Annotated in this window: 20 protein-coding genes; 3 read left to right on the forward strand and 17 right to left on the reverse strand. The window is 65.5% G+C overall.

Going from position 1 to position 21,046, the window contains the following annotated elements; genetic code table 11:
• Positions 1–10 precede the first annotated feature (10 nt).
• Entirely contained in the window at positions 11–1,432 is a 1,422-nt protein-coding gene (locus ACVMDN_RS28000) for an amidase (RefSeq protein ID WP_456834826.1), read from the reverse strand.
• 268 nt (positions 1,433–1,700) lie between these two features.
• Between ACVMDN_RS28000 and ACVMDN_RS28005 the strand changes: the two genes are divergently transcribed.
• Complete coding sequence (locus ACVMDN_RS28005) at positions 1,701–2,570, forward strand: ankyrin repeat domain-containing protein (RefSeq protein ID WP_456843661.1); 870 nt, start codon at positions 1,701–1,703, stop codon at positions 2,568–2,570.
• Between the two features lie 115 nt (positions 2,571–2,685).
• On the opposite strand, the gene ACVMDN_RS28010 is transcribed toward ACVMDN_RS28005, so the two are convergent.
• The 11 genes from ACVMDN_RS28010 to ACVMDN_RS28060 form a co-directional block, all read right to left on the reverse strand.
• Positions 2,686–3,252 carry a c-type cytochrome gene (locus ACVMDN_RS28010; RefSeq protein WP_244558909.1) on the reverse strand — a complete coding sequence of 189 codons (567 nt, stop codon included), beginning with the start codon at positions 3,250–3,252 and terminating at the stop codon, positions 2,686–2,688.
• A gap of 247 nt (positions 3,253–3,499) precedes the next feature.
• Complete coding sequence (locus ACVMDN_RS28015; protein ID WP_076830639.1) at positions 3,500–5,209, reverse strand: pyrroloquinoline quinone-dependent dehydrogenase; 1,710 nt, start codon at positions 5,207–5,209, stop codon at positions 3,500–3,502.
• A 406-nt stretch (positions 5,210–5,615) separates the two neighbouring features.
• A complete protein-coding gene (locus tag ACVMDN_RS28020; RefSeq protein WP_076830636.1) occupies positions 5,616–6,554 on the reverse strand; it encodes a carbohydrate kinase family protein in 939 nt (312 codons plus the stop codon).
• 10 nt (positions 6,555–6,564) lie between these two features.
• A complete protein-coding gene (locus ACVMDN_RS28025; RefSeq protein ID WP_076830633.1) occupies positions 6,565–8,217 on the reverse strand; it encodes an FGGY-family carbohydrate kinase in 1,653 nt (550 codons plus the stop codon).
• A 42-nt stretch (positions 8,218–8,259) separates the two neighbouring features.
• A complete protein-coding gene (locus ACVMDN_RS28030; RefSeq protein WP_057019317.1) occupies positions 8,260–9,033 on the reverse strand; it encodes an SDR family NAD(P)-dependent oxidoreductase in 774 nt (257 codons plus the stop codon).
• A 94-nt stretch (positions 9,034–9,127) separates the two neighbouring features.
• Complete coding sequence (locus ACVMDN_RS28035; protein WP_076830629.1) at positions 9,128–10,135, reverse strand: ABC transporter ATP-binding protein; 1,008 nt, start codon at positions 10,133–10,135, stop codon at positions 9,128–9,130.
• A 16-nt stretch (positions 10,136–10,151) separates the two neighbouring features.
• Positions 10,152–10,982 (reverse strand): carbohydrate ABC transporter permease, encoded by an 831-nt coding sequence (locus ACVMDN_RS28040; RefSeq protein ID WP_028334898.1) that lies wholly within the window; start codon positions 10,980–10,982, stop codon positions 10,152–10,154.
• Positions 10,983–10,986: 4 nt separating this feature from the next.
• Positions 10,987–11,859 carry a carbohydrate ABC transporter permease gene (locus ACVMDN_RS28045; protein ID WP_024583852.1) on the reverse strand — a complete coding sequence of 291 codons (873 nt, stop codon included), beginning with the start codon at positions 11,857–11,859 and terminating at the stop codon, positions 10,987–10,989.
• A 137-nt stretch (positions 11,860–11,996) separates the two neighbouring features.
• A complete protein-coding gene (locus ACVMDN_RS28050; protein WP_076830626.1) occupies positions 11,997–13,310 on the reverse strand; it encodes an ABC transporter substrate-binding protein in 1,314 nt (437 codons plus the stop codon).
• A 366-nt stretch (positions 13,311–13,676) separates the two neighbouring features.
• On the reverse strand, positions 13,677–14,630 hold the full coding sequence (locus ACVMDN_RS28055) for a sugar-binding transcriptional regulator (protein WP_076830623.1): 954 nt from the start codon (positions 14,628–14,630) through the stop codon (positions 13,677–13,679).
• Between the two features lie 9 nt (positions 14,631–14,639).
• Positions 14,640–15,305: an HAD family hydrolase gene (locus tag ACVMDN_RS28060; protein ID WP_076830620.1), complete on the reverse strand. Its 666-nt coding sequence runs from the start codon at positions 15,303–15,305 to the stop codon at positions 14,640–14,642.
• A 114-nt stretch (positions 15,306–15,419) separates the two neighbouring features.
• Between ACVMDN_RS28060 and ybaL the strand changes: the two genes are divergently transcribed.
• Complete coding sequence (gene ybaL, locus ACVMDN_RS28065) at positions 15,420–17,141, forward strand: YbaL family putative K(+) efflux transporter (RefSeq protein ID WP_076830617.1); 1,722 nt, start codon at positions 15,420–15,422, stop codon at positions 17,139–17,141.
• A 61-nt stretch (positions 17,142–17,202) separates the two neighbouring features.
• A complete protein-coding gene (locus tag ACVMDN_RS28070) occupies positions 17,203–17,436 on the forward strand; it encodes a hypothetical protein (protein WP_028343292.1) in 234 nt (77 codons plus the stop codon).
• A gap of 260 nt (positions 17,437–17,696) precedes the next feature.
• On the opposite strand, the gene ACVMDN_RS28075 is transcribed toward ACVMDN_RS28070, so the two are convergent.
• From ACVMDN_RS28075 to ACVMDN_RS28095, 5 genes are all read right to left on the reverse strand, one after another.
• Positions 17,697–17,921, reverse strand: a complete 225-nt coding sequence (locus tag ACVMDN_RS28075; protein WP_076830615.1) for a hypothetical protein — start codon at positions 17,919–17,921, stop codon at positions 17,697–17,699.
• A 64-nt stretch (positions 17,922–17,985) separates the two neighbouring features.
• Positions 17,986–18,261: a chaperone modulator CbpM gene (locus ACVMDN_RS28080; protein ID WP_057019224.1), complete on the reverse strand. Its 276-nt coding sequence runs from the start codon at positions 18,259–18,261 to the stop codon at positions 17,986–17,988.
• The gene (locus ACVMDN_RS28085; protein ID WP_456834825.1) at positions 18,258–19,160 is read right to left on the reverse strand and encodes a DnaJ C-terminal domain-containing protein; all 903 of its coding nucleotides are present in this window, start codon (positions 19,158–19,160) and stop codon (positions 18,258–18,260) included. Before ACVMDN_RS28085 ends, ACVMDN_RS28080 begins: the two co-directional genes overlap by 4 nt.
• A gap of 125 nt (positions 19,161–19,285) precedes the next feature.
• The gene (locus tag ACVMDN_RS28090) at positions 19,286–19,468 is read right to left on the reverse strand and encodes a hypothetical protein (protein ID WP_057019222.1); all 183 of its coding nucleotides are present in this window, start codon (positions 19,466–19,468) and stop codon (positions 19,286–19,288) included.
• Between the two features lie 83 nt (positions 19,469–19,551).
• Entirely contained in the window at positions 19,552–20,964 is a 1,413-nt protein-coding gene (locus tag ACVMDN_RS28095; protein WP_076830612.1) for a YXWGXW repeat-containing protein, read from the reverse strand.
• Positions 20,965–21,046 lie beyond the last annotated feature (82 nt).

The raw sequence follows: 21,046 nt of genomic DNA on the forward strand, positions 1-21,046 counted from the left end.
GCCGACAACATCAGGCCGGCCAGCGACCAAGCAAGTCGCTCGCCGCCTCGAACAACGCTGCAACGCGCAATAGTTCGGCATCGGCCCGGAAGCGGCCGACCAGGTGCAGTCCGATCGGCAGGCCGTCGCGGCCGAAACCTGCGGGGATGCTGACGGCGGGATGCCCGGTCATGTTGAACAGCATGGTCCAGGGAAACCAGTGCGGCCGCACGCTGTCGAAACTCCGGCCGTCGATCTCGATCGTGCCGAACAGGTCCTGGTCGATCGGCAGCGCCGACCGGGTCAAGGTCGGCATCGCCAGGAGATCGCCGCGCGCGAACAGCGACTGCACCCGGCGGAAGAGCGCGGTGCGCTCGAACATCGCCCGCTGGTAGTCGACACCGCTGACCTGGGCCGCCAGCGCGAGCTGCTTCAGGAAGGTTGCGCTGAGATCATCCGGATGATCGGCCGCGAGCTTCTCGAAGCGGGTGCGCCAGACGGTGTGATTGATCGCACGCCAGATCGGCTCGATGTCAAAGCCGTCGCCGGAAAACTCTTCGAGCTCGGCGCCGAGGCTCGCCAGACGGTCGAGGCTTGCCTTGAACGCGTCAGCCACATCGGACGTGACCGGACGCCGCGGCGGCGACACGCAGAACAGCACCCGCCGGCCCTTGAGGTCGCCGCGCGGGGCGGCAAGCCCGAGATAGTCAGGCACCGGCACCCCGATCGACCAGGGGTCCGACGGATCCTCTCCCGCCATCGCCTGCATCATCAGCGCCGTATCCGCAACGGTGCGCGTGGTCGGCGTGACATAGGTCTGGTTGCCGAAAGCGTCCTGCACCTGGCTATGCGGGATCACCCCGTTGCTCTGCTTGATTCCGACCACACCGTTGCAGGCGGCGGGAATCCGGGTGGAGCCGCCGCCATCGGTCGCAACCGCCAGCGGCGCGATGCCGCTCGCGACGGCCACCGCCGCGCCGCCGCTGGAGCCGCCACTGGACCGCTCGGTACTCCATGCATTGCGGGTCCGCCCGAACAGCGGCGAGTCGGTCAGGCACTTGCTGCCGAACTCCGGCGTCGTGGTCTTGCCGATCAATATGCCGCCCTGGGCACGGAGGCGGGCCACCGCGACGGCGTCATTGTCGGGCACGTTGTCCCGGTACGGCACCGCGCCGAAGGTCGTCCGGACGTCTTTGGTGTTGACGATGTCCTTCACGGTGAAGGGGATGCCGTGGAGCAGACCGGCCGGCTCGCCAGCCGTGATTTGCCGCTCGGCAGCTTTCGCCTGCGCCATCGCCGCGTCACCGCACAGCGTGATGAAGCAGTTCAATTCGGGTTGCAGCCGCTCGGCACGGGCGAGCACCGCGCGCGTAACCTCGACAGGCGAAACCTCCTTGCGGGCGATGCGCCCACGAAGCTCAACGGCAGACAGCAGACACAGATCGTCGCTCAATTGGGCAAGGACTCGCGTCAGATAGGGTCGACGCCCGCATCGTGCCGCGCTGCAAGCGGCAAGTCCATCGGCTCGGACGCATGGCGAAAGGCCACGGAGCCGCGACGGCGCATGGCCTGCCGGCGCGGCGGGCCCTTCCCGGCCGCGCGGCTTGGCAGCGACGGAGGATCATGCGACGCTCGACCGAATGGCGCTGCTGTCAGCATGACGGAGGACCACGCCTTGTATCGCCGCATCCCCCTCGCCCGCGCTGATCGTTGCCGGCAGCGTGCACGGCAGCCTCGCGGCGCTCGATCCGGCGCGATGCCGCGAGCTGATCCGCAAATACGAAACCGACAAGGCCCAGCTCAGCGCGATCGAGATCTCGCTGTCGCTATTTGCGGCCGCCAATGCCGATTGCATCAACCTTGCCACCGAGCTGCTCGATCACGGCGCCTCGGTCGACGCGCGGGACCGGCTGGGCGCAAGGCCGCTGAGCCACGCCGCTCGCTCCGGCCATCTTGCCATGGTCGACCTGCTGCTGGCACGCGGCGCGCCGCTCGATGCACGCAACCTCGCGGGATCGACCGCGCTGTATTTTGCCGCCGAGCGCGGCCATGTCGCGATCGTGCAGCGCCTGATCGACCGCGGCGCCGACGTCAATCTCACCGGACGCAGCGGCGCCTCCCCGGTCGCGGCCGCCGCCTATGCCGGCAGGGACATGGTGGTGCGCATGCTGCTGGCGCACGGCGCCGACGGCCGCAAGGCAGACGACACCGGCAAGCCGCCGGTCGTCTACGCCGCGGCGGGCGGCCAGCTCGGCATCGTCAAGCAGCTGCTCGCGCACGAGATCGACATCAACGCGCGCTACGCCAACGATCTGACGCTCCTGATGTGGGCCGCCGGCCCTGACGAGACCGTGCCGGAGGCGCAAGCACTGGAGGTCGTCTCGTACCTGCTGGAAGGCGGCGCCAAGGTCGACGACCGCGATGCGCGCGGCCGCACCGCGCTGATGATCGCCGCCGAAGGCAATCATCCGGCGATTGCCAGGACACTGCTGGCGCACGGCGCCGACCCTGCGCTGGCCGACAAGGCCGGCAAGCACGCCGCCGATCTCACCATCCTCTCAGTGCTGCGCGAAGAGCTGACGCCGCGTTGAGGCGACTTGCTCGGACGTCATGGCCGGGCTTGTCCCGGCCATCCACGTCTTCTTTTGCCTGGATACCAAGACGCGGATGCCCGGGACAAGCCTGGGCATGACGAGTGCCCGCCGCTCACAGCCCCGCCAGATAGTCCACCAATGCGGCAAGGTCGTCGCGCGACGTTGCCAGCATCAGGTCGGACATGCCGGGATTGTTGCCGCGCGCACGGGTGCGGAAATCGGCGATGGTCTTGGCGAGATAATCCCGTCCCATGCCGGCAAGCCGCGGCACCGTGCCGTCGCCCTGGAAGCGATCGAGATGGCAAGCCGGGCAACCGACCGAGCGGCTGGCGCTGACCGCCTTCTCCGCCACGTCCTTGGGCGCGCGCGGCTGGCCGAGGTCAGGCCACGGCTTCTGCGAAAAATATTCCGCGATCGCCAGCATATCGTCGCGCTCGAACTGCGCCGCGATCGGCTGCATGATCTCGTTCTTGCGATCACCGCGCTTGAAATCGCGCAGCTGGATGTAGAGATAACCGGCCTGCTGGCCCCAGATCGTCGGAATGGTCTTGTCGACGGGCTTGCCGTTCTCGCCATGGCAGCCGGCGCAGACCTGTACTTTTTCCTCAATCGTCTCTGCGCGCGCCTGCGCTGCCATCAGCAACAGCGCGACGCCGCAAATCATCAATTTACCGAACATTGGCTCATCCTGAGGCGCAGTATCGGTCCACCTCCGTCATTGCGAGGAGCTCGCGACAAAATTGCAAAGCAATTTTGCGCTGGAGCGACGAAGCAATCCATGCTTCCACAAACGCGGCACAATGGATTGCTTCGCTTCGCTCGCAATGACGTGGCTGGACCTTTTATCCGACCAAAACAGAGGCGGGACCGAACCGGTCCCGCCTCGCCGTCAATGTTTGCACGCGTGATGATGCATCAGGCCCGGCTCAGTCGAGCGTGAAGGCGATGATGTTGTTGCCACGCTTGTAGTCGAGCTGGGTGTTACCGCCCGCGCCGACCACGATATATTGCTTGCCGCCGACCATGTAGCTCGACGGCGGCGCGTTGACGCCGGCGCCGGCGCGGAAGCTCCACAGCTCCTTGCCGTTCGACGAATTGTAGGCCGCGAACTTGCCGTTGCCCTCGCCGGTGAAGACCAGGCCGCCGGCGGTGGCGAGGATGCCGCCGATCATCGGCTCGGGCGTGTTGACCTGCCATTTGATCTTGCCGTTGTTGTAGTTCACCGCGGTGATGTTGCCTGCCTGCTTCTCGCCCGGGATCACCTTGAAGGCGCCGCCCAGCCAAAGCTTGCCGTTCGGATAGGCCGAGCTTTCGACGTGGTAGGTCATCGGCTGGTGCAGATTGATCGCGTAGGCCAGCTCCTGTCCCGGATCGGTTGCGATCGGCGACCATTCGACGCCGCCATTGGCGCCGGGCAGCATGCGCGCGCCTTCCTTGGTCGGCAGCACCCACATGTTCTCCTGCGGCACCATCGCCTCGGAGAAGCGGATCAGGCTGCAATCCTTGCGATCGTGCACATAGATGTGCCCGGTCTTGCCGGCATGGATGACGCCGGGAATCGTCTTGCCGCTCTTGTCCTTGACGTTGACCAGCACCGTCGGGCTGACCGCGTCGAGGTCCCAGACGTCATGGGCGATGTACTGGAAGTGGCAGACATACTTGCCGGTGTCGAGATCGAGCGAGACCAGCGAATTGGTGTAGAGGTTGTCGCCGGGCCGGTTCGACCCGTCGAGGTCGGGCGACGGGTTGCCGACGACGAAGTAGATCCGGTTGGTCGCGAGATCGACCGACGGGTTCTGCCACACGCCGCCACCGAGCTTGGCATAGGGATCGCCGATCTTGGCGAGCATGTCCTTCTCGGCCTGGATATTGCGATGCATGTCACGGCCGGTGGCATCCTTGGTCGCCCAGACACCGACGGAGTTCTCCGGAATGGTGTGGAAATTCCAGAGCTGCTTGCCGGTCTTGGCGTCATAGGCGCGCACGAAGCCGCGGATGCCGTACTCGCCGCCATTGGTTCCGATCAGCACCTTGTCCTTGACCACGGTCGGCGCCATCGTCTCGCTGTAGCCGAGCTCGGGATCGGCGATGTTGGTGGTCCAGACCACCTCGCCGGTCTTGGCGTTCAGCGCCATCAGCTTGGAATCGAGCGTCGCCAGATAGACCCGGTCGCCGAGCACCTGGACGCCGCGATTGTTGGGACCGCAGCAATAAACCGTGATCGGGCCCATCTTGTGGGCGTAGTGCCAGAGCTGCTGACCGGTCTTGGCGTCGAGCGCATAGACATGGCTGAACGACGTCGTGACAAACATCACGCCATCGACGACGATCGGAGACGTCTCAAGCGATTCCTTGACGTCGGTCTGGAAGATCCATGCGACGTGCAGGTCCTTCACATTGTCCCGGCTGATCTGCTTGCCCGGATAGAATCGCGTCTGGGCATAGTTGCCGTTGGTGAGCAGGAAGTCCCTGGTGTTCTTGTCGGCGGCGTTGAGCTGCTCCTGGGTCACCGGAGAAACATTGGCGTTGCCGAGGACCGACTGCTTCTCCTGCTTGACTTCCTGCGCGATGGCGGCGCCCGACAACAGGCCAACGCCGAGCGCGGCGGCGAATGCCGCAATCCCTCTCACATACATATCTTCCCCCGTTGTTTCTTGGTTGCAATATTAGGGATGCGTGTCTGCTACTTCCCTTCGAGGCCCGGTCGCCCTGGCGAGCCCGCAACCCGTTGCGTGGCCTGGTTGCGCTGCAATAGACGATCAAAAAAGGACGAAGACAGGTATCGATGGATGGATTCCATGTTAGCGCGGTCTTTCACAAAGACAACCGATGCGCTCAATGCGAAGCCGAAGCAGCATGACTTCGCACGATCGAAATGCAGCGATCGCGGGTTGGCATCAAATCCGAGCGATATCGGGTGCTTCGGACGCTTTCACGCATCGCCGGGCAGATTTGCCTTCGCAGGCGCAGCACGCAAAATGAGACTAAGCGTCAAGCGACGGCATCGCGCGGGAGGCCGCGCCGGCTGAGGCCCTGCATGGCTTACCAATAGTCGGCCGGCAACTCCCGGCTGCGCGGCGGATCGGCGCCGGGCCGCGTGCAGGTGAAAGCGGCGCATTTGCAGGCAAAGGACAACGCACGGGTCAGCTCGGCTGCGGAGACGTCGCGCAACTGCGGCTGCGCGATCCGGTCCAACCGATGCAACGCGGCGAGCAGCGCCGCCTGAAAGCTGTCGCCGGCGCCGATCGTATCGACGACGTTGACCACCGGCGCTTCGGCCGCGATCGGTCCTGCCTTGCGATGCCAGGCGCAAGCGCCATCATTGCCGCGCGTAATGACGACGAGCGATGCGCCGCCCGACAGCAGCGTCTCGGCCCGCGCAGCATGGGCCTCGTCACCGAACAGATAGGCGAAGTCGACGTCGGACATCTTTACGATGTCGGCATTGCCGCAGAACGCCAGCATGCGCGCGCGATAGGCGTCCTTGTCCTTGACGAGGTTCGGTCGGCAGTTCGGATCGAGCGAGATCGTCACGTTCGGCCGCGCATCCTCGATCAAGGCCAGCGTCTCCGCCGCACCCTTGTCATGGACCAGCGTGGTCGAGCCGGTGTGCACGCAGGTGACGCCGTCAAGCGCGACCGCATCGCGCCGATAGGTCCAGTTCCGCGACGCAGTGTCGGCGTCATAGAAGGCGTATTGCGTCTCGGTGCCGGTGACGCGCGCAAAGGCCAGCGTGGCCTGGCGATTGCTCCGCGTGGCGCGACGAAGATCGACGCCGGACGCCGCGGCATGATCGGCGATCATCCTGCCGAAGGTGTCGGTCGAGATGCCGCCGACAAAGCCGGTGGGAACATCGAGCCGGGCGCTGCCGATCGCGATGTTGAGGCAGGAGCCGCCGACGGCGGGCGTCAAGGCCTCACGTCCGTCCGCCGTCTTCGACGGCAGGAAATCGATCAGCGCATCTCCGCAACTCAGCAGCATGGGGCAAACCTTACGTCGGCGCTTCGCCGGGCACCCGCCTCATCGCCTCGCGGCTGTCGCGGTCAAGCTCTCGCAGCAGCTTGTGCACGCCGCGCTTCTTGCGGTGGAACTCGGCGAGCTCCGGCCTGGTCGGCTCGCTCAACCGTCCAAGCGCCGACATGCCGGCCATCGCCGCATTGATCGAGTTGTGCGCGCCGCTGGCGACCGCGCCCAGCATCGCGGCGCCGAGCAAGACGGGTTCTTGGGTCTGCGGCAGTGCCACCGTGTAGCCTGTCGTGTCGGCCATGATCTGGCGCACCAGGGGGCTGCGACTCGCGCCGCCGCCGATCACGATGGTCTTGCCGTTGACGCCATGCGCCTGCAAGGCGTCGATGACGTCGGCAAGGCCATAGGCCAGCCCGCACAGGCCGGCGATGAACAGCCGCTCCAGCGCCGCCACGTCGGTGTCGAGATCGAGCCCCGCGATCACGGCACGCGAGCCGGGATCGGCATAGGGCGAACGGTTGCCGAGGAATTCCGGCAGAACGTGAACGTTGCGCGCGAGCAGCGCCGCAGCACCGGCATTGCCGCTGCGCGCCAGGATGCGCTTCTCGAGATATTCGATGACGTCGACGCCGTCGGTCTTCGCCGCGAGCGCAACCTCGGCATGCGCCGGATGCGACTTGAGCAGGTGATCGATCGCGGCGCCCGCCGCCGATTGGCCGCCCTCGTTCAGCCAGAAGCCCGGCACCATGCCTTCGAAATACGGGCCCCAGACGCCGGGCACGAAGCAGGGATCGACCGTCGTCGCCATGATGCAGGCCGACGTTCCCATGATGTAGGCGAGCCGTTGGCAGACATCGACCTCGGCGCCGGAGCCATCGCGGCCGCCGATCGCGCCGACGCCGCCGGCATGGGCATCGATCAGGGGGGCACCGACCGCGGTTCCCGGCAGCAGGCCGAGATCGCGCGCGGCATCCTCGGACAGCCCGCGACCGAGCGGCGAGCCGGGCGGCACGATCTCGCTGCCGATCCGCCCAAAACGGTCGGCCGCGAGCGCCTCGAGCCCGACCCGCTTGAAAAAGGATTCACTCCAGCCGCCCTCGCCGGCGACATAGGTCCATTTGCAGGTGACCGTGCAGGTCGAGCGCGCCAGCGAGCCGGACGCGCGGAATGAGAGATAGTCGGCAAGATCGAAGAAATGCCCGGCGGCCTCGAAGGTCGCGGGCAGATGCCGCTTCAGCCAGAGGATCTTCGGGATCTCCATCTCCGGCGAGATGGCGCCGCCGACATAGCGCAGCACCTTGTCGCCGGTCGCGTTGACGAATTCGGTTTCGTCCATCGCGCGGTGGTCCATCCAGACCACGACATTGCGTACGGGATCGCCCGACGGGCTGACGGTGAGCGGCCGGCCTTCCCCATCCAGCACAACCAGCGAACAGGTCGCGTCGAAGCCGATGCCTTTGACGTGTTCGGCGGCAACCGCAGCCTCCCGCATCGCACCGCGCACGGAGGCGACGCAGGCCGCCCAGATGTCATCGGACGATTGCTCCACGATATCGCCGGGCTCGTGCCAGACCCGGATCGGATGCCGGGCCGACCCGAGCAGCTTCCCCGACTCGTCGAACACGCCCGCCCGGGCGCTGGTGCTGCCGACGTCCACCCCGATATAGGCTTGCCGCATGACCGCTCTATCTTCCGTTGAGCACGATCCCCGGGCGCAAGCCTACCAGCAAGTGTAGCCGCCATCGACCAGAACGATGCTTCCGGTCATCAGGCTCGCCGCCTCGGACGCCAGGAACAGCACCACGGAGGCGATCTCGTCAACCTGCCCCATCCGCGCCATCGGGGTTCCACCGATCCAGGCGTCGTACATTCTGGGGCTGTTCTTCACGAAGGCGTTCAGCGGCGTCTCGATATAGGTCGGCGCCACGGCGTTGACGCGAACCCCGCGCGCGCCCCATTCGGCGGCGAGCGATTTCGTCAGGTGATGCACCGCGGCCTTGGAGGCGTTGTAGAAGCACTGTTCCTGCGGCTTGTTGACGATGAAGCCGGACATCGAGCCGACATTGACGATGGTGCCGGATTTCGCCTTCAGCATGTGATTGCCGAAGGCGCGACAGCACCAGAAGGTGCCGTTCAAGTTGACGTCGATGACGTTGAGCCAGTGCTCGTCGGTTACGGTCTCGGCCGGCGTCTCGCTGCGGGCGATGCCCGCATTGTTGACGAGAATGTCGACCTTACCGTACTTGCCGACCAGTTCGTCGGCGACCGCGGCGACGCGACCGGAATCCGTCACGTCCATCAGCGCGATGTCGGCGTCAAAGCCCTTGGCCTTCAGCGCCGCCTGCGCGTCATTGGCAACCTTGGCGTCGCGATCGCCGATGATGACCTTGGCGCCGGCTTCGGCGAGCGCCTCGGCGCAGGCGAGCCCGATGCCCTGACCCGCGCCGGTGATGATGGCGGTCTTGCCGCCGAGCCTGAATTTTTCGAGATACATTTTCTTCTTCCTTAGCTTCTCTTTGAGCATGATCTGTTCGGAACGCCGCTTCACGCTTTGCGCTAACGCGGCCCCTCCGGGTCCGGATCACGCTCTACGCGTGAATCGATTTTCCGCTGTCGTCGAAACGGTGGATGCGCGCCGGATCCGGGATCAGCGACACTCGGTCGCCGGGATGCAAGTCGAGCTCGCCGACATAGCGCGCGGTCAGCATTCCCAGCGGTCCGGCGTCGACATAGAGGAAGGTGTCGCTGCCGAGATGCTCGGCGACCGAGACGGTGCCGTGCCAGCCGCCCTGCCCGTCGCGCTCGACCTTCAGATGCTCGGGCCGCACCCCGATGGTCGCGCCGCCCTGCTGCTTGGCGATCTCACCGGTGACGAAATTCATCTTCGGCGAGCCGATGAAGCCGGCGACGAACAGATTGGCCGGCTTTTCGTAGAGCTCGAGCGGCGATCCGTATTGCTCGATCTTGCCGCCGTTCAGCACCACGATCTTGTCCGCCATGGTCATGGCCTCGACCTGGTCGTGGGTGACGTAGATCGCCGTGGTGCCGAGCTGCTTCTGCAACCGCGTCACCTCGAGCCGCATCTGCACGCGCAGCGCGGCATCGAGATTGGACAGCGGCTCGTCGAACAGGAACGCCTTCGGCTCGCGCACGATGGCGCGCCCGATCGCGACGCGCTGGCGCTGGCCGCCGGAGAGCTCGCGCGGCTTGCGGTCGAGATAGGGCGTCAGATTGAGCGTCGCCGCGGCCGCCTCGACCTTGCGGTTGATCTCGCCCTTGGCGATCCCGGCCATCTTCAGGCCGAACGCGATGTTGCCGCGCACGCTCATATGCGGATAGAGCGCGTAGGACTGGAACACCATCGACAGCCCGCGCTTGGCCGGCGGCACGTCGACCACATTGCGTCCGTCGATCAGGATGGCGCCGCCGGTGACATCCTCGAGCCCTGCGATCAGCCGCAGCAGCGTGGTCTTGCCGCAGCCGGACGGACCGACGAACACGACGAAGGAGCCGTCGGCGATGTCGAGATCGGCGCCCTTGATGATGTGGACCGGCCCGAACGATTTTTGCACACCCTGCAGCGTAATCTGACCCATGGCAAAAGCCTTTCTGCTACTTGACCGCGCCGAAGGTCAGTCCGCGGACTAGCTGCCGCTGACTGAACCAGCCGAGCACGAGAATGGGCGCGATCGCGAGCGTCGACGCCGCCGACAATTTCGCCCAGAACAATCCTTCCGGGCTGGAATAGGACGCGATGAAGACGGTGAGCGGCGCCGCCTCGAGCGTCGACAGATTGAGGGTCCAGAACGCCTCGTTCCACGCCAGGATCAGATTGAGCAGCAACGTCGAGGCCAGCCCCGGCACCGCCATCGGCGTCAGCACATAGATCAGCTCGCGCCCGATCGTGGCGCCGTCCATCCGCGCCGCCTCGAGGATGTCCTTGGGGATCTCCTTGAAATAGGTGAACAGCATCCAGATCACGATCGGCAGATTGCCGAGGCACAGGATGAAGATCAGGCCAGAGCGGGTGTCGAGCAGACCGAAGGTGCGGTAGATCAGATAGATCGGCACCAGCACGCCGACCGGCGGCATCATCTTGGTAGACAGCATCCAGAGCAGCACGTCCTTGGTCCGCTTGGTCGGCGAGAACGCCATCGACCACGCCGCCGGGATCGCGATCAGCATCGCGATCAAGGTCGAGCCGCCGGCAATGATGATCGAGTTGAGCGCGTGGTGGAAATAGTCGCTGCGCTCCTGCACCGTGGCATAGTTCTCGGTGGTCCAGTGAAAGAACAGGAACGAGGGTGGGATCGCGAACGCCTCGAGCTCGGTCTTGAAGCTCGCCAGCACCATCCAGAGGATCGGGAAGAAGATCAGGAAGCCGACCAGCCAGGCCGCCGCCGTCGAGATCACCTTGCGCCGTGTCGTGACCATCCGCGCCATGACGTTACGCCTCCAGATTCCGGCCGACGATACGAACGAGGAAGAAGGCGACGATGTTGGCGAGGACCACCGCGACCAGGCCACCCGCCGAGGCGCTGCCGACATCGTACTGGATCAGCGCCTGCGAATAGATCAGGAAGGCGATGTTGGTGGTCTGCAGGCCGGGGCCGCCGCCGGTGGTGACGAAGATCTCCGCGAACACCGTGAGCAGGAAGATGGTTTCGATCAGGATCACCACGGTGATCGGGCGCGCCAAATGCGGCAGCGTGATGTAGATGAAGGTCGAGATCGCGCTGGCGCCGTCCATCTCGGCCGCCTCCTTCTGCTCCTCGTCGAGCGATTGCAGCGCGGTGAGCAGGATCAGGGTTGCGAACGGCAGCCATTGCCAGGAGATGATCAGGATCACCGAGAACAGCGGCGCGTCGTTGAACCAGTCGATCGCCGGCAGCCCGAACAGATGCGCGATCCAGGCGAACAGGCCCGACACCGGATGCATCAACAGGTTCTTCCAGACCAGCGCGCTCACCGTCGGCATCACGAAGAACGGCGCGATCACCATCAGGCGGACGATCGAGAGCCCGACCACCTGCTGGTCGAGCAGCAGCGCCAGCGGCACGCCGAGGATGATCGTGATCGCGAGCACCGAGCCGACCAGCACCAGGGTGTTCTGCAACGAGGCGAGGAAGGCCGGATCGGTCAGGAAGTAGCGGAAATTCTCCAGCCCAACGAATGATTCAGAGCCGGGATCGAGCAGATTGTAATGCAGGGTCGCGAAATAGATCGTGAGCGCCAGCGGCACGATCATCCAGATGAACAGCAGCGCCACGGCGGGCGTGAGCAGCGTGCGTGCAAGCAGTTGGGTCTGCTGGGTCGCCATCCCCGCCTCCTTCTCAAGGAAAGGAGCGACCATCCCGCTGCGGGACAGGATGGTCGCAAGTGGCCCAGCTCGGGAGGTCTAAGCTGGTCGGGCGGCCAAGGCGCTCGTCACGCCCTGGCTATCGGGTCGCGGTGAGTTTATTTGATGTATCCCGCACGCTTCATTTCGCGCTCGGTCGCGGACTGCGCAGCGGTGAGCGCCGCATCGACGGTGGTCGAACCTGAGAGCGCCGCGGAGAACTGCTGGCCCACCTGGGTGCCGATACCCTGGAATTCAGGGATCGCCGCATACTGCACGCCGACGTAAGGCACCGGCTTCACCGTCGGCTTGTTTGGATCGGCGGCATCGATCGAGGCCAAGGTCAGCTTGGCGAAGGGCGCGACCTTCAGATAGTCGGGGTTGTTGTACAGCGAGGTGCGCGTGCCCGGCGGCACGTTGGCCCAGCCTTCCTTCGCGGCGACGAGCTTGGTGTAGTCCTTGCTGGTCGCCCAGGCGATGAACTTCTCGGCCGCCTCGACCTTCTTCGAGCCGGCGGGGACCGCGAGACTCCACGCCCACAGCCAGTTGGCGTTCTTGCCGAGCCCGGTGTTCGGCGCCAGCGCAAAGCCGACCTTGTCGGCGACCGTGGATTCCTTCGGATTGCTGACGAACGACGCCGCCACGGTGGCATCGATCCACATCGCGCATTTGCCGGCGTTGAACAGTGCGAGGTTCTCGTTGAAGCCGTTGGAAGAGGCGCCGGGAGGGCCGGCCTGCTTCATCAGATCGACATAGGTCGTCAGCGTCTTCTTCCATTCCGGCGAGGTGAATTGCGGCTCCCACTTCTCGTCGAACCAGCGCGCACCGTAGGAATTGGCCATCGCGGTCAGGAACGCCATGTTCTCGCCCCAGCCGGCCTTGCCGCGCAGGCAGATGCCATAGACGCCGGCGGACTTGTCGGTCAGCTTCTTGGCGGCGTCGACCACGAAGTCCCAGGTCGGGCTCTCCGGCATCTTCAGGCCGGCCTTGTCGAACAGGTCGGTGCGATACATCACCATCGAGCTTTCGCCGTAGAACGGCGCGGCATAGAGCTTGCCGTCGACCGAGACCGCATCCTTGATCTTGGGCAGGAGGTCGCCGACGTCGTAATCGGCGCCGAGCTTGTCGAGCGGCACCAGCCAGTTCTTCTTGGCCCAGATCGGCACCTCATAGGTGCCGATGGTGAGCACGTCGAACTGGCCGCCCTTGGTGGCGATGTCGGTGGTCACGCGCTGGCGCAGCACGTTCTCCTCGAGCGTCACCCATTTGACGGTGATGTCGGGATTCTTCGCGGTGAATTCGCTGGTGAGCCCCTGCATGCGGATCATGTCGCCATTGTTGACGGTCGCCACCGTCAGCGTGGTCTGGGCGATCGAGGGGGCAGAGATCAAAACAGCAGCCGCGCCCGCAACGGCGCAAAGGACGTTTTTCAAGGTGACCTCCCTTTGTCACGTTGAGCATATGCCCACGTGTTGAGCGTATGTTCACTCCGTCGCCAAACTTTGTCAAGCACGCGGGAGCGCCGTCCCGCGCGTTCGCGGGTTCCACTGCACGCTGGAATGGAGGTGTCTGCGGAGATGAAGAAGGGCGCTGAGACCCAGACGGCAACTCGATTTGCGGCCACAGCGGGACAGCGCTCCCTCGCCCCGTTCTTACGGGGAGAGGGTTGGGGTGAGGGGCTCTTTCCGCGCATACGAAGCGGACGAATGCGCGGAGATTCCCCCTCACCCGGATCGCATCTCCGATGCGATCCGACCTCTCCCCGCAAGCGGGGCGAGGTGAAGTACGACTCGTGGCGCCTAACGATCCAGCACCGCGCGCGCGGTGGCCTCATCGGTGATGAGGCCGTTGATCACCCGGCCCGCCAATGCGGCCTTGATCGAGGGCACCTTGGCGGCGCCGACCGCCGCGGCGATCGTGGTCGCTTCCGCTGGGATCTGCGGCGGAATGCTGGTCAGCCGCTTGTTGGTGCCGCCCTTGATCAGACGGCCCTTGGCGTCATAGGCCCAGCCGGTCACCTCGCCGACCGCGCCGAGCCGCATCATCTCCAGCAGTTCCTCGCGGGTGACGAAGCCGTCGACATGGACCTGGGCCTTCTGGTCCATCTGGCCGATGCCGATCAGCCGCAGATCGGCCTTGGCGGCGACCGCCCTCACCCGCGCGATCGGGTCGATGCGCACCATGCGGTTGCGCTCGTCCTCGCTCGACATCAGGAACGGCAGCGGCATCGGGTAATGGCGCGCGCCGGTGCGGTCGGCGAGCCGTCCCACCGTGTCGTAGAAGCTCGCCGAGCCGTCGGCGGAGATGTTGCCGACCAGCGAGACGATCTGGTGATCGGGCCGCTCGATCGGCGAGACCCGCTCGACCGCGGCGCGCACCGCGCGGCCGGTGCCGAGCGCCACGATCACAGGCGTCTCCGAGCGCAGCGTCGTCTCCAGCAGATTGGCGCTGCGCTCGGCGATCCCTGCATTGGACAGCGGCGCCGCCGGATCGGTCGGCACGACGTCGCAATGCACCAGATCGAACCGCGCCTTCAGCCGGGAGGCCAGCTCCATGCAGGCCGCGATGGGGTGTTCGAGGCGAAACGTGATCAGCCGCTCCGCGAGGCACAGCGACACCAGACGCTGCGCCGAGGCGCGCGACACCTGCAGCATTTTCGCAATCTCATCCTGGGTGTGGCCCGCGATGAAATACAGCCAGCCGGCGCGCGCCGCATCGTCGAGGCGAGACTTTTCGTTGTCGGGCGCAGCCATCGTCTTGCGTCAGCCTTCCATCCAGAAATCCGTCATCGCGGCGAAGATTCGATCCGCCCCCGCTTGCCGCAGCAGAGCACTGCCATCCGCCAACCGATAGTGGGCGCCGCCGACAAATCCCCACACTTTCATGCCCGCCGCCTTCGCGGCCATCACGCCGCTGACGCTGTCTTCGATCACGAGCGTGCGGCGCGGCGCGGCGCTCATGGCGCTTGCCGCATGCAAGAACAGATCCGGGGCCGGCTTGCCGCGCTTGACCATCTGCGCGGTGTAGAGCCGCGGCCCGAAGCTGGCGGCGAGGCCGGTCAGCTCCAGCGAGAACTTCACCCGCTCGAGATCGCTCGATGAGGCGACACAATATGGCAGCCGCAATTCCTCGAGCACCGCCGCGATGCCGGCGATCGGCTTCAGCCGGGAGCGGAAGGTCTCACGGACCTGCAGCGCGAGGTCAGGCAGAAACGTCTCGGGCAACGGCTTTCCCACGCCCCGGCAGTAGTCGACCAGGGCCGCGGTGCTGCGGCCGAGGAAGAGCTCGAGCGCCCGCTCGGTGCTCATCCCGATGCCGGCCCGAACCATCGCCTCGGCAAGGCAGCGGCAGCTCAATTCCTCGCTGTCGACGAGCACGCCGTCGCAGTCAAAGATGACGAGATCGGTCTCGGGAAGCCGCTGATCCATCCCGGCATGAGATCATATGCTCACACCATGAGCAATAGATCACGATTTCCGCGCGGAATGCCGCGCCTCAAATGGTCGCGGTGCACCGCCAGGGATGCTGTGCGACAAGGCGAAATGCCGCATGACACACCTCTGATCGCGACCGTCGTCGCGGGCCTCGGCCTCGCTTTTGTCTTCGGAACCATCGCCCAGCGCTTTCGGGTTCCGCCACTGGTCGGTTATCTGCTCGCGGGCGTGGCCGTCGGTCCCTTCACGCCCGGCTTCGTTGCCGATCAGGCGCTGGCAACCGAGCTGGCGGAGCTCGGTATCATTCTCCTGATGTTCGGCGTCGGCCTGCATTTCTCGCTGAACGATCTGTTGTCGGTGCGCGCGATCGCGGTGCCCGGCGCGATAGCGCAGATTGCGGTCGCCACATTGATGGGCCTCGGCCTCGCGCTATTGATGGGCTGGACCGTCGGCGCGGGTCTGGTGTTCGGCCTCGCGCTGTCGGTCGCAAGTACCGTCGTGCTGTTGCGCGCGCTGCAGGAGCGCCGCCTGATGGACACCGAACGCGGCAAGATCGCGGTCGGCTGGCTGATCGTCGAAGACCTCGCCATGGTGCTGGCGCTGGTGCTGTTCCCGGCGGTGGCGAGCTTGCAGGGCGGCGATGGCGCGGCGCTCACCTCCGACCCGCTCGCCGCCCGTTTCGGTCTCGGGCTCACCGGCGTGCTGGTGCTGACGCTGATCAAGATCGCCGTGTTCATCGCGCTGATGCTGGTGGTCGGACGCCGGCTGATCCCGTGGGTCCTGCACTACATCGCGCATACCGGCTCGCGCGAGCTGTTCCGGCTGACCGTGCTCGCGATCGCGCTCTGCATCGCGTTCGGCGCGACCAAGCTGTTCGGCGTCTCGCTGGCGCTCGGCGCCTTCTTCGCCGGAATGATGCTGCGGGAATCGCCGCTCAGCCAGCGCGCGGCCCAGGAGACCCTGCCGCTGCGCGATGCGTTCGCGGTGCTGTTCTTCGTCTCCGTCGGCATGCTGTTCGACCCGATGAGCGTGGTCCGCGAGCCCTGGCCATTCGTCGCGACGCTGTTCGTCATCGTGGTCGGCAAGTCGATCGCAGCCCTTCTGATCGTCGTGCTGTTCCGTCATCCGATGGCAACTGCCCTGATGATCTCGGCGAGCCTCGCCCAGATCGGCGAATTCTCCTTCATCCTGGCCGAAATCGGCGTTGCGCTCAATCTGCTGCCAAAGGCCGGCCGCGACCTGATCCTGGCGGGCGCGATCTTCTCGATCATGCTCAACCCGCTGGTGTTCGCGGTCGTCGACTGGCTGACGTCGCGGCTCGATAAGCCGCAGACCTCCTCGCCAACTGCCGCAGCTTCTGAACCAATCCCGGTCACTGAATTGCAGGATCACACCATCCTGGTCGGCTACGGCCGGGTCGGCAGCATCGTCGGCGATGCGCTGCATCAACGCAGCGCGCCGTTTCTCGCGGTCGAGGCATCCGACGACATGGTCGCCAAGCTCAAGGAGCGCGGCATCGAAGCGCTGATGGGCAACGCCGCGCGCGCCAGCGTGCTGCGCGCGACCAATCCGGCCGGCGCGCGATCGCTGGTCATCGCCATTCCCGAAGCCTTCGAGGCCGGCCAGATCGTCGAACAGGCGCGCGCCGCGAATGCCGATATCCAGATCATCGCCCGTGCACATTCCGACGCCGAGGTCGATCATCTCAAAGCACTTGGCGCCGACATCGTGATCATGGGCGAGCGCGAGATCGCCCGCGGCATGATCGAGGAGCTCGACAGGGCGCGTCCGGCTGCTATGCGAACGGCCGAGCAGGATTCGGCAGCTTGAGATAGACTGCACCCACCGTACAGATGCGCGCCGCGCGTCACGCGATGAAGGAGATCGAGCGATGGCCTTCAAGAGCCCGCACGTATCGCTGGTGTCGTTCTCGGTCGAGATCGGCGCCGCGGACACGACAAACGTCATGCAGATCGAGACCGACTTGCATCTGAACACCCGTCATCCGAGCTATGACGCGGCCGCCGTGGAGCGGCTGGTGCGTGACGCACAAGCCTATCTCGCCGGCAATGCCGGCCAGGTCACCCGGATCCGACTGGTCTCCACCCGCGGCGGCCAGACCTAAAGCCTCATTATTTGAGCTCTTTGTTTGAGCGTGATCACCGTGCAAACGCTTTGCGTCTGTCGCGAGGGAAAACCGGCTTCCACTTTTCCGGATCATGCGCTAGTGTGCTGAATGCGAAGTTCGTGCAACTTCGCGGCAGCCACTTTCACGAACTTCGCATTCATAAAGCACACTAGAATCACAAGTTCGCTAGTGTCCTTATCGAATCCGAAGTTCGCCCCGAAGGTGCGGCAAATGATGCGAACTTCGGATTCGGGACACTAGCTGCCAAGGAATGCCGGCGCCAGATCCTCCTGCACGATGACGTTGGCGGCTTCCGTCGTCAGTTCGCTGCCGACCAGGTCAAGATTCTTGGCGGCCTCGAACAGCATCGACCGGACGTCGTCCGGCGTCAACACGCCTTTCGCGATCAGCTTGCGCACCAGCGCCTGCAGGATAAGAACGTCGATCTCGCCATGCGCCAGCGGCGTCGGCTTGTCCGTCATGATCGCCTCCCAGGTTGATCCCAAGGCTGAGTCCCAAGGCTGAGGTTCATCGCAAGTGAGGCGCCTAGCGCGGTGGTGACGCCATGTCCTTGTGCAATTGTTCGAACGCGCGGCGCAGGCCGTGCAGCTGATCGACCAGATGAAGGATGACGTCGATGCCCTCGTCGTTGACGCCGAAGTCGCCCTTCAGGTCGCGGATCAGATGCGCGCGCGCCACGTCGGTGTCGGAGAAGCTGATCTCGCTGGCGGTCTCGTCCGGCACGAGCCATTGCTGCTCGATCCAGAACTCCAGGGTCTGCACCTCCAGACCCGCATCGATGAGGAACTGCTGCTTATTCATGATGCACCATCCTCGCGCGGATCGAATGCCTTTCGATCCCAGTTCGACACAAACGCCTCGAGCTCGGGATCGGGTCCCTTGGGCAGGACCACCTTGAGCTTGACGAGCTCGTCGCCATGGCCTCCGCCGACGCGGGGCGCACCCTTGCCGCGCAACCGCATGGTCGTGCCGGTGTTCGATCCCTTCGGAACCGTCATGGTCACGGCACCGGTCGGCGTCGGAACGCGGACTTTTCCGCCGAGCACCGCCTCGGACAGCGAGATCGGCAGTTCCAGCGTAATGTCGTCACCCTCGCGGGTGAAGCGCGGGTCGGGGCGAACTTCCACCTCGATCAGCGCATCGCCGGGACCGCCCTTGCCGCTGCCGGGCATGCCCTTGCCGCGCAGACGAATGATCTGGCCATCGACGAGCCCCGGTGGGATCGTCACATCGAGCGTACCGCCGTCGGGAAGCGTCAGCCGCTTGCTCGCACCGGTGATCGATTCCGCGAAGTCGATCGCGAGAGCGTAATGCAAATCGCAGCCGCGCCGGTTGGCGCGCGCCTGCTCGCTGCGCCGGAGCAATTCGGCGAAGGCGTCGTCCTGGTCCATGTAGTCGGCATAGCCGGAACTGTCGGCATAGGGATGCCCCGCATCCGCGGTGGCGAAATCCCTGTAGTAGCGATGCTGCGGCCGCTCGACGCCATCAGCATCGATCTCGCCGGCATCGAAGCGCTTGCGCTTCTCGGCATCCGAGAGCAGATCGTTCGCAGCAGCGACTTCCTTGAATTTGTCTTCGGCCGCCTTGTCACCCGGATTGAGGTCCGGGTGCAGCTTCTTCGCCAGCTTGCGATAGGCCTTCTGGATATCGGCCGCAGACGCCGTCGGGGCAACGCCAAGAACCTCGTACGGATTTCTCACAACCTGCTCCGCAACACCGTGAGTGCACCTGTAATCATGAGGGCGCAAAAGCAGGCGATTTGCAAGTGCGCAGGCGCGCCGCCCGGAAGCGGCCGACGCAGCATGCGCTCACGTGACATGACAAGTTAGGATGTATGTCCGGGGTCCAGATAAGTGGGCATGTTCTTTTGCTGCTGCGGCGTCATCTTGGCGGTATCCGCCTTGCCTGGCACGCCCCGCGGACCGAGCAGGGCGCGCTGCATATCGTCCTCGCTCAAACGCGGCTTGCCATCGTCGAGCTGTCCATCGCCACCGTGACTCTGTGCCATGACCAACCTCCCGTGATGATCGCTTGCACAGGCGGAACAATACCGCGCTCCGCCGGAACGAGCCAGCGGAGCGCGGACGTGCCTTAGTGTTGCTCCTGCCGCTTCTCCTCTGCGGGATGACCTGCCGCAGGCGCAGCATGCGGAGCGGCATGCGGAGCGGCGTGCGGCTCCGGCCGTGCCGCCGGCTGGGGATGGGCGGCCTGCGGCTGCGGATGCGGCTCAGGGCGCGCCATCGTCTCCGGGTGCGCTTGCGGCTTCGCTGCTGGCTCCGGTCGCGCTTCGGGCCTCGCTGGCTCGGGCCGCGCGACGGGCTTCGCGGCAGGCTCGGGACGCGGCTCTTCCTTGCGCACCTCTTCGGGCCGCTTCTCCTGCACGGCAGGCCGCGTCGCTTCTGCAGGATGCGGCTCAAGCTTCGGCTCGGCGGCAGGCGCCGCGCGCTTCTCTTCGACCGCGGGCCTGTTCGCTTCGGCGGACGGATGCGCCGCAACGCCCTTCTCGGGAACCGGAAGCGCGTGGGCAGGTGCCGGCGCAGCAGGGTGCGGCTCGGCCTTGGTCTCGGGAGCAGGTGCTCCGCGCTTCTCCTCGGCCGCGGGCTTGTTCGCCTCGGCGGGCGGATGCGCCGCCGGAAGCTCCTTTCCCGGGACTGGGAGCGCATGGGAATCAGCCGGTGCGGGTGCAGGTGCAGCTCCCGGGTGCCCCGGCTCCCCGGCCGCCGGCCGTGCGGCGTTGGCCGGCACCGCTTCGCCGGCCGGCCGCGCGCGAACCACGCCCGGTCCCTTCAATTCGCCGGGACGCGCCGTTGCGGCGACTGCGGGCACGCCATTGTTGGTCCGCTTGAACAGGCTCGGATCCTGGCTTGCGGTCTCGACCTGCTTGCGTTGCAACGGCGTCGCCGCGAAGTGCTGCTCCTTGGCGACCGCGCGCTCGGCCGGCGTCGGCCGCACCTCGATGCCGCCGCGGCCGCCATTGTAGCTGACGTTGTTGACGGTGGTCTGATTGATCGTGACATTCTTCTCGTAGACGTTGGTGATCCGCGCACCCTGCAGATTGTTCACGGTCCGATTGTAGAAGAAGTTGCCGTGATCCCAGCGGCCGCCTTCATAGCCCGACCCGCCGTAGCCGAAGCCGTAATTGATGCCACCGTAGAAGCCGACGCGATCACCCCAGTAGCCCTGATGGAAGATGAAGCCGCCGCCGAACGCGCCCCAATAACCAGGTGTCCACAGCAGCCCGACCCGCGGCGGCTGCACCCAGGTGCCCGGCACCCAGTAGTAATCGCCGCGATCCTCGTCCCACGACCAGTTGCCCGGCGACCACATATAGCCGGGACCAGGCACCGGCGGCTGATCGTAGGTCGGCAACGGCGGCGGCGCGGTCTCGACGGCAGAGACCGGCGCGCATGCCGCATCCTGCGCGATTGCGGGCACCGCGGTCGCATAGAACAGCGCCGTGGCAATCGCTGCACACGACGCGGTCGAAAGGAGACGAGTTGTCATTGGGAGCCTCTTCGATGAGCACGTTCAACGTGAGACGGAACAAAGGTTCCGTGCATCGGCAATGCACCGACACACTTCATCG

The organism is Bradyrhizobium sp. USDA 4510 (assembly GCF_054059095.1).

Excerpts from the sequence above, each read along its gene's own strand:
- ACVMDN_RS28025 (WP_076830633.1), bottom strand. The coding sequence starts at position 8,217 with ATGCGGCAAGCCTATATCGGGGTGGACGTCGGCAGCACCAGCGCCCGG.
- ACVMDN_RS28030 (WP_057019317.1), bottom strand. The coding sequence starts at position 9,033 with ATGTATCTCGAAAAATTCAGGCTCGGCGGCAAGACCGCCATCATCACC.
- ACVMDN_RS28040 (WP_028334898.1), bottom strand. The coding sequence starts at position 10,982 with ATGGCGCGGATGGTCACGACACGGCGCAAGGTGATCTCGACGGCGGCG.
- ACVMDN_RS28020 (WP_076830636.1), bottom strand. The coding sequence starts at position 6,554 with ATGCTGCTGAGTTGCGGAGATGCGCTGATCGATTTCCTGCCGTCGAAG.
- ACVMDN_RS28095 (WP_076830612.1), bottom strand. The coding sequence starts at position 20,964 with ATGACAACTCGTCTCCTTTCGACCGCGTCGTGTGCAGCGATTGCCACG.
- ACVMDN_RS28075 (WP_076830615.1), bottom strand. The coding sequence starts at position 17,921 with ATGACGGACAAGCCGACGCCGCTGGCGCATGGCGAGATCGACGTTCTT.
- ACVMDN_RS28060 (WP_076830620.1), bottom strand. The coding sequence starts at position 15,305 with ATGGATCAGCGGCTTCCCGAGACCGATCTCGTCATCTTTGACTGCGAC.
- ACVMDN_RS28015 (WP_076830639.1), bottom strand. The coding sequence starts at position 5,209 with ATGTATGTGAGAGGGATTGCGGCATTCGCCGCCGCGCTCGGCGTTGGC.
- ACVMDN_RS28035 (WP_076830629.1), bottom strand. The coding sequence starts at position 10,135 with ATGGGTCAGATTACGCTGCAGGGTGTGCAAAAATCGTTCGGGCCGGTC.
- ACVMDN_RS28070 (WP_028343292.1), top strand. The coding sequence starts at position 17,203 with ATGGCCTTCAAGAGCCCGCACGTATCGCTGGTGTCGTTCTCGGTCGAG.
- ACVMDN_RS28010 (WP_244558909.1), bottom strand. The coding sequence starts at position 3,252 with ATGTTCGGTAAATTGATGATTTGCGGCGTCGCGCTGTTGCTGATGGCA.
- ACVMDN_RS28045 (WP_024583852.1), bottom strand. The coding sequence starts at position 11,859 with ATGGCGACCCAGCAGACCCAACTGCTTGCACGCACGCTGCTCACGCCC.
- ACVMDN_RS28090 (WP_057019222.1), bottom strand. The coding sequence starts at position 19,468 with ATGGCACAGAGTCACGGTGGCGATGGACAGCTCGACGATGGCAAGCCG.
- ACVMDN_RS28080 (WP_057019224.1), bottom strand. The coding sequence starts at position 18,261 with ATGAATAAGCAGCAGTTCCTCATCGATGCGGGTCTGGAGGTGCAGACC.
- ybaL (WP_076830617.1), top strand. The coding sequence starts at position 15,420 with ATGCCGCATGACACACCTCTGATCGCGACCGTCGTCGCGGGCCTCGGC.
- ACVMDN_RS28055 (WP_076830623.1), bottom strand. The coding sequence starts at position 14,630 with ATGGCTGCGCCCGACAACGAAAAGTCTCGCCTCGACGATGCGGCGCGC.